Origin of the sequence: Pseudoalteromonas sp. SCSIO 43095 (genome assembly GCF_023650455.1) — a bacterium.
In the GTDB taxonomy this organism is placed as follows: domain Bacteria; phylum Pseudomonadota; class Gammaproteobacteria; order Enterobacterales; family Alteromonadaceae; genus Pseudoalteromonas; species Pseudoalteromonas tetraodonis.
The window spans coordinates 1442996-1456092 of the sequence record NZ_CP087995.1; the positions used below are offsets into that span (position 1 = coordinate 1442996).

14 protein-coding genes and 1 tRNA gene are annotated in these 13097 nt (G+C 39.5%); 7 read left to right on the forward strand and 8 right to left on the reverse strand.

Annotation, left to right across the window (positions count from 1 at the left end):
* Window positions 1-110: 110 nt before the first annotated feature.
* From ubiG to yfaE, 5 genes are all read left to right on the forward strand, one after another.
* A complete protein-coding gene (ubiG, locus tag LOC50_RS06895) occupies window positions 111-821 on the forward strand; it encodes a bifunctional 2-polyprenyl-6-hydroxyphenol methylase/3-demethylubiquinol 3-O-methyltransferase UbiG (protein ID WP_250653873.1) in 711 nt (236 codons plus the stop codon).
* Window positions 821-1501, forward strand: a complete 681-nt coding sequence (locus LOC50_RS06900; RefSeq protein WP_214552424.1) for an HAD family hydrolase — start codon at window positions 821-823, stop codon at window positions 1499-1501. The genes ubiG and LOC50_RS06900 overlap by 1 nt, the downstream gene beginning before the upstream one ends.
* Before the next feature lie 410 nt (window positions 1502-1911).
* Complete coding sequence (nrdA, locus tag LOC50_RS06905; RefSeq protein ID WP_036982784.1) at window positions 1912-4194, forward strand: class 1a ribonucleoside-diphosphate reductase subunit alpha; 2283 nt, start codon at window positions 1912-1914, stop codon at window positions 4192-4194.
* Window positions 4195-4267: 73 nt separating this feature from the next.
* Entirely contained in the window at window positions 4268-5398 is a 1131-nt protein-coding gene (gene nrdB / locus LOC50_RS06910; protein WP_036982786.1) for a class Ia ribonucleoside-diphosphate reductase subunit beta, read from the forward strand.
* The gene (gene yfaE, locus LOC50_RS06915; RefSeq protein WP_013464872.1) at window positions 5398-5670 is read left to right on the forward strand and encodes a class I ribonucleotide reductase maintenance protein YfaE; all 273 of its coding nucleotides are present in this window, start codon (window positions 5398-5400) and stop codon (window positions 5668-5670) included. Before nrdB ends, yfaE begins: the two co-directional genes overlap by 1 nt.
* 110 nt (window positions 5671-5780) lie before the next feature.
* Here the strand turns inward: yfaE and LOC50_RS06920 are convergent, their stop codons facing one another.
* The 3 genes from LOC50_RS06920 to LOC50_RS06930 form a co-directional block, all read right to left on the reverse strand.
* Window positions 5781-6377, reverse strand: a complete 597-nt coding sequence (locus LOC50_RS06920) for a DUF1287 domain-containing protein (RefSeq protein ID WP_138627291.1) — start codon at window positions 6375-6377, stop codon at window positions 5781-5783.
* Between the two features lie 27 nt (window positions 6378-6404).
* On the reverse strand, window positions 6405-6542 hold the full coding sequence (locus tag LOC50_RS17585; protein WP_248474184.1) for a hypothetical protein: 138 nt from the start codon (window positions 6540-6542) through the stop codon (window positions 6405-6407).
* Window positions 6543-6902: 360 nt separating this feature from the next.
* Window positions 6903-7328 carry a tetratricopeptide repeat protein gene (locus LOC50_RS06930; protein WP_008112472.1) on the reverse strand — a complete coding sequence of 142 codons (426 nt, stop codon included), beginning with the start codon at window positions 7326-7328 and terminating at the stop codon, window positions 6903-6905.
* 208 nt (window positions 7329-7536) lie between these two features.
* On the opposite strand from LOC50_RS06930, the gene LOC50_RS06935 reads away from it, so the two are divergent.
* Both LOC50_RS06935 and LOC50_RS06940 read left to right on the forward strand, forming a co-directional pair.
* Complete coding sequence (locus tag LOC50_RS06935; protein WP_250653874.1) at window positions 7537-7926, forward strand: YkgJ family cysteine cluster protein; 390 nt, start codon at window positions 7537-7539, stop codon at window positions 7924-7926.
* A gap of 151 nt (window positions 7927-8077) precedes the next feature.
* On the forward strand, window positions 8078-10468 hold the full coding sequence (locus tag LOC50_RS06940) for a TonB-dependent receptor (protein WP_250653875.1): 2391 nt from the start codon (window positions 8078-8080) through the stop codon (window positions 10466-10468).
* A gap of 78 nt (window positions 10469-10546) precedes the next feature.
* On the opposite strand, the gene bamJ is transcribed toward LOC50_RS06940, so the two are convergent.
* The 5 genes from bamJ to LOC50_RS06965 all read right to left on the reverse strand — a co-directional run bounded on the left by bamJ (window position 10547) and on the right by LOC50_RS06965 (window position 12990).
* Entirely contained in the window at window positions 10547-11164 is a 618-nt protein-coding gene (bamJ, locus tag LOC50_RS06945) for a BamJ family beta-barrel-assembly machinery protein (protein ID WP_008112467.1), read from the reverse strand.
* A gap of 69 nt (window positions 11165-11233) precedes the next feature.
* Window positions 11234-11557, reverse strand: coding sequence for a hypothetical protein (locus LOC50_RS06950; RefSeq protein ID WP_036983456.1), 324 nt, complete (start codon window positions 11555-11557; stop codon window positions 11234-11236).
* A 114-nt stretch (window positions 11558-11671) separates the two neighbouring features.
* Window positions 11672-11762 (reverse strand) — tRNA-Ser (locus LOC50_RS06955).
* A 98-nt stretch (window positions 11763-11860) separates the two neighbouring features.
* A complete protein-coding gene (locus LOC50_RS06960; RefSeq protein WP_024601029.1) occupies window positions 11861-12238 on the reverse strand; it encodes a hypothetical protein in 378 nt (125 codons plus the stop codon).
* A gap of 203 nt (window positions 12239-12441) precedes the next feature.
* Entirely contained in the window at window positions 12442-12990 is a 549-nt protein-coding gene (locus LOC50_RS06965) for an NAD(P)H nitroreductase (protein ID WP_036982794.1), read from the reverse strand.
* Window positions 12991-13097 lie beyond the last annotated feature (107 nt).

Here is a 13097-nt window from a genome sequence, read left to right on the forward strand (position 1 = left end):
ATTTCTAAGCAGCCATGCTATCACAATTAATTTTAATTTACAGGCGCAAAACTTTGCGATTTATCAATTTAGCCCTATATAATGGCCTCAGATTGACGAGGAAGTATTTTATGACCGAACATCAAAATGTAGATAACGCAGAAATAGCAAAGTTTGAAGCCATCGCAGAGCGTTGGTGGGATTTAGAAGGCGAATTTAAACCCTTACACGAAATTAATCCATTACGATTAGATTTTATCGCTGACAAAACTAAAGGGTTATTTGATAAAGAAACCCTCGATGTTGGGTGTGGTGGCGGTATTTTAAGTCACAGCATGGCACGAATGGGCGCAAACGTAACAGGTATCGATATGGGGCAAGAGCCTTTAACTGTCGCCAAGTTACACAGCTTAGAAACAAGTGTCCCCGTTGAATATATAAAAGTACCTGCAGAACAATTTGCTGATGAGCACCCTGAGCGCTTTGATGTAATCACTTGCATGGAAATGTTAGAGCACGTCCCCGACCCCGCTTCTATTATTCATGCGGTCGCTAAATTAGCAAAACCTGGGGCCGATGTTTTTTTCTCTACTCTTAATAAAACCCCAAAAGCTTACTTATACGCTATTGTCGGTGCAGAAAAACTGTTAAAAATGGTCCCTGAAGGTACCCATGACCATAAAAAGTTTATTAAACCTGCGCAATTAATTGCATGGGCAGAGCAAGCTGGCTTAAAAGTACGTGCCAGTGCTGGTTTAAGTTATAACCCGCTTTCTAAGCAATACACAATAAATGATGATGTAAGCGTAAATTATATGCTGCATTTTGAGAAGTTAGTGTAATGGCAAGCTCGCAAACACCTGCTAGCCCAATTGAATATCAAGCACTGCTGTTTGACTTAGATGGCACTTTACTTGATACCGCTGATGATTTAGGCGCTGCACTTAATAGTGTGCTGCATAATCATCAACAACACCAAGTAGGCAGTGATATATATCGCCCCGCAGCTTCAAATGGCGCAGCAGCCTTACTTGCTGCTGGTTTTAAAGAAGGCTGGGCGCAACAACCGCAAGAGCAACTTTTAGCAGAGCTAGTTGCACACTACGCTGCCAATATTGCCACCCATACCCAATGTTTTGTTGGTATAGAGCAACTACTCATTGCACTTGATAATAAAGGAATACCTTGGGGCATTATGACAAATAAGCCTGGTTTTTTAACCGATCCTTTAGTCAGGGCCATTCCTGCGTTAAAGAGTGCGCAAATTGTGATAAGCGGTGATACCTTAGCAGAATCTAAGCCTTCACCCCTTCCTTTATTACATTGTGCTGAGCAAATGAGTGTTGATCCTTCGCGTTGCCTGTATATAGGTGATGCACAGCGGGACATACAAGCAGGAAAAGCTGCGAATATGCACACCGCTACCGCACTGTGGGGATATGTACCGAGTGTAGACGAAGCACTGGCTTGGAATGCAGATTTTAATTGGCATAGCCCTATAGATGCTTTTAACCACATATAGTGCCATGTTAATTAATAAACACTACATATTGTGATTGTGTTAGTTTTTACGCAAAGCTTGATGATAAAAAAAGCAGACAAAATTTATTTTTAAAAAGCGTAAATTTAATCTTTCCTTAGTTGATTTTTACAAATTTCAACTTAACCGAATGATCAAAGGTTAATGCCTACTAACACAATTACGTTATCCCAACGTTATCCACAATGAGAGCGGTTTCTGTCCCTTGCAAAAGATCACAGACCACACTATCTTGTGATCTCTAATTTGAACAACACCAGATATTGTGGCTAAATGTTATTCAATTAAATTTACCTAAGCGGTATAAATAACAATAAAAGAATAGGCACTAGGCATTTTAAGTGCACTCATTGGTCAAAAATATTTAATTCCCAAGGAATACAGGCAAAACTATGAACCAACAGTTATCTGTAAGCAAACGTGACGGCCGTAAAGAGCCGCTTGATCTAGACAAGATCCATCGCGTTATTGAATGGGCCGCCGAAGGTTTAAATAACGTTTCGGTTTCACAAGTTGAACTTAAATCGCATATTCAATTTTATGACGGTATTCGTACTAAAGACATCCACGAAACGATTATCAAAGCCGCTGCGGATCAGATTTCTAAAGAATCGCCTGATTATCAGTATCTTGCTGCTCGTTTAGCTGTATTCCATTTACGTAAAAAAGCCTATGGCCAGTTTGAGCCACCGCGTCTTTTTGACCATGTTACTAACATGGTTGAACAAAAACGCTACGATGCACATTTACTCGTTGATTACACAGAGCAAGAATTAGATGAGCTAGATGCGTACTTAGATCATTCTCGCGATCTTAACTTTAGCTACGCAGCAGTAAAACAGCTTGAAGGTAAATACCTAGTTCAAAACCGTGTAACGGGTGAAATTTACGAAAGCGCGCAGTTTTTATATATCTTAGTGGCTGCAAGCTTATTCGCTGATTACCCTCGTGAGACACGTATTGATTACATCAAACGTTTTTATGATGCGGTTTCATTATTTAAAATTTCTTTACCTACGCCAATTATGTCGGGTGTACGTACGCCAACGCGTCAGTTTAGCTCATGTGTACTTATTGAATGTGGCGATAGCTTAGACTCAATTAACGCTACATCATCAGCAATTGTTAAATACGTTTCTCAACGTGCTGGTATTGGTATTAATGCTGGTCGTATTCGTGCACTAGGTAGCCCTATTCGTAACGGTGAAGCGTATCACACTGGCTGTATTCCGTTTTATAAGCACTTTCAAACAGCGGTTAAAAGCTGTTCGCAAGGCGGTGTACGTGGTGGCGCAGCAACCCTTTTCTACCCGCTTTGGCATTTAGAAGTTGAAAACTTATTAGTGCTTAAAAACAACCGTGGTGTTGATGATAACCGCGTACGTCACTTAGATTACGGCGTACAGTTTAATAAACTCATGTACTCACGTTTAATTAAAGACGATTACATTACGTTATTCAGCCCCTCTGACGTGCCTGGCCTTTACGATGCATTTTTTGAAGACCAAGACGAGTTTGACGCGCTATATGTAAAATATGAGCAAGACGAGTCAATTCGTAAAAAACGAATTAAAGCGATTGAGCTGTTCTCTATGTTTGCTCAAGAACGTGCTAGCACGGGTCGTATTTACTTACAAAACGTTGACCACTGTAATACACACAGTCCGTTTATCTCAAAAGTGGCTCCGATCCGTCAATCTAACTTATGTTTAGAAATTGCGTTACCAACTAAGCCTCTTAACAACGTGAATGATGAAGAAGGTGAAATTGCACTTTGTACATTATCTGCGTTTAACTTAGGCGCGATTGAGTCTTTAGATGAACTAGAAGAGTTAGCTGAGCTTGCAGTACGCGCACTTGATAACCTACTTGATTTTCAAGACTACCCTGTGCCGGCAGCCAAAAATGCCACTATGGGACGTCGTACGCTAGGCATAGGCGTTATTAACTACGCATACTACCTAGCTAAAAACGGTAAGCGTTATTCTGATGGCAGCGCAAATGCGCTTACGCACAAAACATTTGAAGCGATTCAGTACTACCTAATGAAAGCGTCTAACGAGTTGGCAAAAGAACGTGGTGCCTGTCCTAAATTTAACGAAACAACGTACTCACAAGGTATTATGCCAACGGATACGTACAAGCGTGATTTAGATAAAATTTGTGATGAACCACTTCATCTTGATTGGGATACGTTACGAGCCAGCATTAAAGAGCACGGTATGCGTAACTCAACACTGAGCGCATTAATGCCATCAGAAACATCATCGCAAATATCTAATGCAACCAATGGCATTGAGCCACCACGTGGCCATATTAGTGTTAAAGCAAGTAAAGACGGTATTTTAAAGCAAGTTGTTCCTGAGTACGAACGCCTTAAAGATAGCTATGAGTTACTGTGGGATATCCCATCAAACGATGGTTACTTACAATTAGTAGGCATAATGCAGAAATTTATCGACCAAACGATTTCAGCGAATACTAATTATGATCCAAATAAATACGAAGGCGGTAGAGTACCTATGAAAGTCTTACTAAAAGACTTACTTGGTGCCTACAAGCTAGGTGTTAAAACACTGTACTACCACAACACCCGTGATGGCGCATCAGATGCACAAGAAGACGCTCCAGAAGTGGAAGATGATGATTGTGCAGGCGGCGCGTGTAAAATTTAATAGTTAAACTTAAAGCGGGCGCCTTGCCCGCTTTGTCCTGACAGTTTTAGTGATAGTTTTTTGAGTGATAAACATGTCTTATACTACTTTTAGCAGAAATCATAATAACCAAATGCAAGAGCCAATGTTTTTTGGTCAAACCGTTAACGTGTCACGTTACGATCAACAAAAATACCCTATTTTTGAAAAGCTGATTGAAAAACAATTGTCTTTCTTTTGGCGTCCTGAAGAAGTTGACGTAAGTAAAGACCGTTTAGACTTTCAAGCGCTTCCCGAACACGAAAAGCATATCTTTTTAAGTAACTTAAAATACCAAACGTTGCTTGATAGTGTTCAAGGCCGTTCGCCTAACGTTGCACTATTGCCAATTGTGTCAATTCCTGAGCTTGAAACATGGATTGAAACATGGGCGTTTAGTGAAACCATTCACAGCCGCTCATACACACATATTATTCGTAACGTAACCCAAGCGCCTGAACTCATCTTTGACGACATTGTTAGCAATGACAAAATTAGTGAACGTGCCGATGCCGTAACCACTTATTACGACGATTTAATTAACTCAGTGTCGCTTTACAACCTTTACGGTGAAGGCAAACATGACATTAATGGTGAAACCGTTGTAGTTAACCTATTCGAGCTGAAAAAGAAATTATACCTGGCGATGATGTCAGTGAACATATTAGAAGCCATTCGCTTTTACGTGAGTTTTGCGTGTTCATTTGCGTTTGCAGAGCGTGAGCTAATGGAAGGTAATGCTAAAATTATTAAGCTTATTGCCCGTGATGAAGCGCTTCACCTTTCAGGCACTCAGCATATTTTAAATATTATGCAAGATGGCAAAGACGACCCTGAAATGGCAATTGTTGCTGCACAGTGCCGTGAAGAAGCAATCAAAATGTTTGTTGACGCTGCAGAGCAAGAAAAAGAATGGGCAGAGTACCTGTTTAAAGATGGTTCAATGATTGGCTTAAATAAACATATTTTATGTCAGTATGTTGAATACATTACCAATGCACGCATGACTGCTATTGGTTTACCAGCACAGTTTGATAATAACAGTAACCCTATTCCATGGATCAACTCATGGCTTGTTTCTGATAACGTGCAAGTTGCTCCACAAGAAGCGGAAATTAGCTCATACCTTGTAGGTCAAATTGATTCACAGGTTGATGCAGCTGAATTTGGTGACTTTGATTTATAATGACTGATAGAACCACTGCAAGTGTCACACTTGCAGATAACAGCCAGTGCTTAGATTTTACCGCTGGCTGCCCTTCTCTTTTACACTGCTTAGAATCGAATAAAATTGATGCTGCTTACCAGTGCCGTGAGGGATATTGTGGTGCGTGTCGTGCTACGCTTGTCTCTGGTGAAGTAAATTACAATGAAGAACCATTAGCCTTTGTGCGTGATGGTGAAATACTGTTGTGTTGCTGCAAGCCCAATGGTGATATCAGTATTAATTTAAAGTAACTAGCATTGAGGTTAACAAACCACACAGTGTAATGCCTAACAGTTCACTTTATTCACTTACCTGTTTGCTGCAATTATTACTCAAGTAATCACGATTATAGCCGTGTTATTTACTCTGAATAAGCAGTAGGTACAAATCGGTAATGACCCGTAATTGTATGAGCAAAAAGCATATCGCTCATTTCAGGTCCGCGACCAATATTGTGCACAATAAGCGGGTGACCACTGTCCTGCGATATTTGATTAACAACCATACCTATGTGCGGTAAATTGCCTGGCAGCATCCAAGTGACTATGTCACCGGTTTTATATTCTGCTGCATTAAGCGATTTAGTTAACACTTGTGCATGCCGCTCAAAATAAACCTGTAAGTTAGGTACACGTCGATGATCAATGTTTTTATCTGGCTTGGTTAATCCCCAAATACGCTTAGAAGGATATGCACGAAAATTATTCTGCATGTCTTCATGAACTAACTTTTGTAAATCTATACCAAGCTGTCGATACGATCTAATTATAACATCAGTACACACACCAATATTAGCGGGCACATCGCCACCAGGGTATTCAAGCCTATGATAGGCGCCATCGTAAGTTACTTGTTGCGTTGTTCTATGGATCAATGCGTTGACAATATCATGATTAAAATCGGCTGCCTTTACATCAAAGGCAAGTAAAACAAGCGGATAGAGAATAAAGCGCGACATATAAATTCCTTTTATAATATTTATTAACTAAAGCTGTTGAGTAATATAGTCAGGAATATTAAGTTTATTTCCATTGCTGGTAAAGTGCGCACCAAGTTTATAGGCCATTTTTTCAAGCGGAGTATCATCATAACCACAGGTTTGGATTTCATTGATATAGCGCATAATAAAAGCGTGAGCACCGAGCTCGCGCCATTGAACGACATGAGCCAGCTCATGAAAATGCACTCTTAAATTACACGCAACATGAGGTAATATGTAATAAGTGTCTTTATAGGTGATCCTGCTACATCCAAAGCCAGCAAATTCGCTAGCAAATGTATCACAGCATATTCTTTGATCAACTACTCGCTATTCGTTTTATCAATCCATTGTTCTATTTGCGCTAGCATGTTTTCTTCAAAAAATTGCTTAGTGACTTAATTTAAGCATAAACATTTAATGACGCAGAATTTGCTTTTATCAAAAAAAAGCGCCAATGGTATTATTACTGACGCTGATTATTAATAATGGCTATAAAGTTGTCTAACCTTCTTCTTCAACCAATGATTCTAATAACTCATGGATCTCTGATTTTAATTCTTTGTCTTCAATTTTATTCGCACTGATTTTAGCATCTTGCAGATTTTTAATTGCCGCTTCTTTATCACCCAGCTCAAGCTGTAAAGTAGCCATAGAAAAGGCAACAGACGACATATGATCTTTGTTATTAATTTCTATCGACTTCTGTAACGCTTTTTCGTAAGTCTCGATAGCTTCTTCTAGCTCTTCGGTAAAATCTGCTAATGTTTCCCACTGAACAGGGTGATCTTTCGCTGTATTTTCGTTTTCAATACAAATAGCTTTTAGCTCAGCATATAAAGATTCAAACTGTTTAGTATCATTTTTATTAGCCGCTGCCATCAGCTTTTCCGCCAAATCGTGAACCGCTTTGTATACTTTAGTATTCATAATTACTCGCTACCTTATTGACGCGCCTTTTTTGACTTATTAAAGACATCGTATTCGAAATATATTCCCTAATAGTACATTATTATTAAGCGCTGCGTTGTTACAAAAGTATTATAAGCGATAAAAACAGAGGTTTAATTTAAAAACCTGGATATTACAGTGCTACAGTTAACACTTAATTTAAGTCGCAATAGTAAATACCTACCCTATGCAAAATTGCAATCAATGCGGTAAATGCTGCACTAAATATGGTGCGGCAGATTTAGATATAAATCAGGATGAAATTGCAATGTGGGCGTTATTCAACCCTGAAATATTTCAATACGTTAAAAACGATAAATTATGGTTTGACCCAACAACGGGTGAGCAATTAACGCAATGCCCATTTTTAGAGCTTGCCAATAGAGCATCTCCTGAAGAAAAAGATAAATATACTTGCAGTATTTATCATGACCGTCCTCAAGATTGCCAACACTACCCAAGTTTAATTTCAGAAATGATAAATGATGAATGTGAAATGCTTGAACCTGTCGATAAACAAAATCATTTTAAAGCACAAAAAAAATTAGACATACTAATGATAGACAGTCGCTCTTAAATTTGACTGTAATAATACCGTGCTAGACTAAATTTATCGCTCTATTGTGTTATTCAACGCAAATTTTAAAGTTATAGTATAACATTGTTGATAGCATAATTTTGTAGTGTTATATTATATCACAACATAACAACCACGATTCGAAGTAATTATGACTAAGCTAACACTCATATCCTCAGCGCTACTGTCTGTTTTGTGTTCTCACTCTGCCCTAGCAGCAACGATTAACGGCACAGTAACAGATACAAAAATGCAACCCATTGCCAATGCCACAATTCATGTTCATGGAAAGTCACAAAGCGTGAAAAGCAATGAACAAGGTCAGTTTAGTATTGACATAGATGCTAAAAGCCAATTACATATTAGTAAAGATAACTACATCGATTCACGTATATCACTTGAGAATGTAGACGATACAATTACTGTTACATTAAAGCCGTCTTCGGTTGAAACTGTGGTTGTGTATGCCTCGGCACTGCATAAAAATAGCTTAGAAATGATTTCACCTGTAAGCGTACTATCAGGGGATGAACTAAAAAATAAAGCGAAACCGACCCTCGGTGAAACACTTAAAGGAATACCAGGAGTAAACGCGAGTTATTTCGGCCCTGTCTCTTCAAGTCCGATTATTCGTGGCCTAGGTGGTCCTCGTGTTAAAATCACTCAAAACGGTTTAGATAGCAGTGATGCATCACGTATTGGTCCAGATCACGCAACATCAAGTGATAGCTTAGCCGCTGAACAAATTGAAGTACTACGAGGCCCAAGCACCCTACTTTATGGCTCTGGTGCGATTGGTGGTGTGGTAAATGTGGTTGATAACCGTATTCCAACCAATAATACTGACACACTCTCGGGAGCGGCGCAATACACACACGATACCGTTTCAAATGCGAACACCTATGCTGCAAAATTAGAAACAGGCAGCAATAACTTTAATTTTCATTTTGATGGCACCAAACGCAGTGGTGATGATTATCAAACGCCTCGCTTTAACCTACCGGATGAACATGAAGAAGGTGAAGTACACATTGAGGGCGATGAAGAAACAGCCACTTCAGTTGAAAATACCTTTATCGACAGTGAAACAGTAAACTTTGGTACCAGCTATGTCGGTGATCATTTAACTGTTGGCTTTTCATACGGCAATATTAAAACAGATTATGGCATTCCTGGGCATTCACATGATCACGGTCATGCCCATGAAGAAGAAGGCGATCATGAAAATCATGCGGATGAAGAACATATAGAAACTCCCGTTTATGCTCATTTAGAGCAAGATCGTTGGCAAGGACTGGTAAGTTATGCATTTCATGATAACTGGATTGAATCTATTAACCTTCGTCTTGGCTACACCGACTATACGCACAGTGAAATTGAAGATGGCGCGATTGGCACCACATTTAGTAACGAAACCACTGAAGCACGTTTAAATGTAGAGCATCAGTTAGGCCAATGGCATGGCATGATTGGCTATCACTATAGTGAATCTGATTACGATGCAATTGGCGAAGAAGCGTTTACGCCTGCAAGTGTCACTACCACTCATGCGTTATATTTACTTGAAGAACGCACATTTGGCGATGTCACCGTAGAGCTTGGCGCCCGCCTAGAAGATTATGATATCAAAAGTGATGTAGATACACATCAGCACAGCCATGATGAACAACCTGTATCGGCAGATGAGACTATTAACTACACCCAAAGCTTTACTAATGTAAGTGCCTCAGCCGGTGCGATTTGGGAGTATATGCCAAGTCACAACCTAGCCGTTAGCTTATCACATTCAGAGCGTGCGCCACTTTCAGCTGAATTACTCTCTAATGGTTTGCATGTTGCCACAGGTACTTATGAGCTTGGTTTGGGCTATCATATTGAAGGGGCAGAAGCGCATTTTGAACCTGAAGAAATTAAACAAGAAACCTCTACCAATTTTGATATTAGTTTACGTCGTTTTAGCGGTGACTTTGGCTACACCGTCAACTTTTTCTATAACGATATTAAAAACTTTTATTATCAACAAAACACCGGATTAGTGTTTGATGAGATGGATGGCTTTGAGTCTGCTGCCAATGGACACAGCGATGCAATTGATGTTTATCAATTTACCAGTAAAGATGCGCAGCTTTATGGTTTTGAATTTGATGCACATTATCAAATAAACCCCAGCGCCATGGTAAAAGTATTTGGTGACTCTACTCGTGCCAAACTAAAAGATAATGAAGGTAATTTACCACGTATCCCTGCCAATAAATTGGGCTCAGAACTACAATATACCCTAGGTAATGCGCAATTTACCTTAACAGGAACCCATTACTTTGAGCAAAATGATATTAGTGCTTACGAAACGGCAACGGATGGCTATACATTAATTGATTTACAAGCCAATTATCAGCTTGATTTAGGTGCAGTGGATACACAGCTCTACTTAAGTGTTGATAATATTACGGATGAGCTTGGTTTCGTGCATAGTTCATTTATTAAAGATACGGCGCCTCTTCCTGGGCGTAACTTCCAATTTGGCGTTAGAGGCTACTTTTAAAACGCGCTCATTTTTAATCAGACAATAAAAAACCGCATTCAAAATAATGAATGCGGTTTTTTTATAACTAAATTCTAATTAAAGAATTGCGTGTAACTCAACGTCAAATACAAGTGTTGAGTAAGGTGCGATTGCAGCACCGGCACCACGTTCACCATAAGCAAGCTCATGAGGAACGTATAAACGCCATTTAGTACCTACTGGCATCATTTGTAATGCTTCAGTCCAACCTTTGATCACGCCACCTACTGGGAATTCAGCAGGTTGACCGCGCTCGTATGAGCTATCAAAAACAGTACCGTTTACTAAAGTACCGTGGTAATCAACACGTACTGTAGACTCTGCAGTTGGCTTTTCGCCTTCACCTGTTGCAAGTACTTCGTACTGAAGACCTGACTCAGTAACTGTAATTTCAGGACGTTTTGCGTTTTCTTCTAAAAATGCAATACCTTCAGCAGCCAATACTTTAGCTTCTTCTTCACGACGAGCTTGGATCTCTTCGTTGATTTTCTCAAATGCAGCTTGGATCTCAGGGATCTCTACTTGAAAAGCACTGCCTGCATACGCATCTTTCATGCCTTCAAATACTGAATTTAAGTTTAAACCTTCAAAAGGGTTAGCCTTAAGTTGCTCACCCATTTGTAAGCCAATACCGTAACTTGCTTTTTCAGCATCTGTAGTAAAATTATCTGACATAATGTGTTATTCACGTTTTGTTAGTTAAAAGACCCATATATGCTATCACAAAACAAAAGCCGTTTGGGGCTAGTTTTTATTGAGTTTTTCTTTAATTAAACCAATAGCAAAGGTACATACAGGTAAACTGAGCAAAATTCCAACAAGTAAGCTCATCGGCAATAATCCAGCCACGCCGTTCAATAAAAGAGGCACAGCCACTAAACCGATAATGCCAATGTAAAACGCGCCCCACACAGGCCAAAAATGATCGTATTTTGTGATTAAATGCCCGGATAAAAGATTAAACCCGATGCCATATAAGAAAGTCATCATCAGCGCATTATCTGGGTATGCATCAATGGCCATTTTTTGTAATAACGATATGGCACTTTGGTAACAATAACCAAACACAGTCCATAGCAGGATGTGCTTAAGTAAACGTTTAGAAAAGGATAACTCCGGGGACTGTGACATAATAAAGCTCCAGATAGCAAAAAACCGCCAATAAGGCGGTTTTTTAAATAATGGTGGAGAGATAGGGATTTGAACCCTAGAGGGGCTATAAACCCCTGCCGGTTTTCAAGACCGGTGCATTCGACCACTCTGCCATCTCTCCGTACGGCGCGCATAATAAGATCATACGCTTAGCTTGTAAAGCCCTATTTTACTAAAACCGCTTAAATAGTTAAATATTAATCAGGATAGTCATAAACCCTAGTAATATTGTTTAGGTCTGCGGGCAATCCAAGAACATACTAAACACACCAGTAAGCTGGCAGTTAAAAATGCAATACTTTGAAATATTAAATCGAAGCGGTTTAAATCATCACTTGGGATCACAACTAACACAAACGAAGGTAGGACGGTGAATAATAGAACATAGCAGCATATTTTAAAGGCTCTGCCAAAATCAAATCGTCGAGACTGTTGCATCCACCATGTTAGCAGTACTAGGACACCCATCGCAGTTGCAGCAATAAAATGAGCTGCTTGTGTATTCATTGCAACATAAAATGTCGCAAGCGCGCCAACAACACCCCAGATTGACCAAGCAAACCAGTTTTCTTTTTCACGTAAAAATAAATTTCCCATCATTTTCGTCTTCTTTATCGTTATTATTGGTAAGACTTTCCATACATTACCAAAAAACAACCGATTAAAAAACAAACTGAAGAAGATTTATTGCGTATGGTGCTTCCGTGCGCTTCTCGCAGCTACAATATTAACCGCGGTAGTGTAACACGATTAACTTAATGAATTATGACTATGTTGAATATAAAAAGTTCATCCTATTGCTACAAAAAACTAAAATAGTTTTCTGGTTTATGGCGCGGTGACTTTTTACACTCAACTGCTGGCGTCCCTAAATACAAATAACCCACTATTTCATCATCATTGTTTAAGTTAAGCGCTTGTTTAACACTGGGGCTTTGTGCAAAGTAACCTGTGCGCCAAATACCGCCAAGCCCTTGTGCAAATGCGGCTTGTTGCATAGCCAGCACGCCACAGCCTGCACTTTGAACTTGTTCTATTCTTGGTACTTTTGGATGTTGTTGATATTTTGCAATGGCAATAATGATCATGGGTGCTCTAAGGGGTAACTCTTTAGCACGATTAATTACTTTTTCAGCTTGCTGCTCGGCCAAAGCGCTTTGATAATAAATTTCACCCAACTTATGACGTGCATCCCCTTGAACAATAATATATTGCCAAGGCGCAATACAGCCATGATCGGGAACTCTGAGCCCAGCCTGCTGAATAATGTTTAGTTGTTCTTCATTAGGGCCTGGCTCTGTCAGTTTTGCATCTGACTGGCGGGTTAATAAAAGCTCAATAGCATCCATTATAATTACTCAAAAGACAAAACAATAGCATACCATTGAAACCCTTAGGTTAAAATATAATGGGCACCCCGCTGTTATTATTTGCTTATCAAGAAAGCACCTAGATT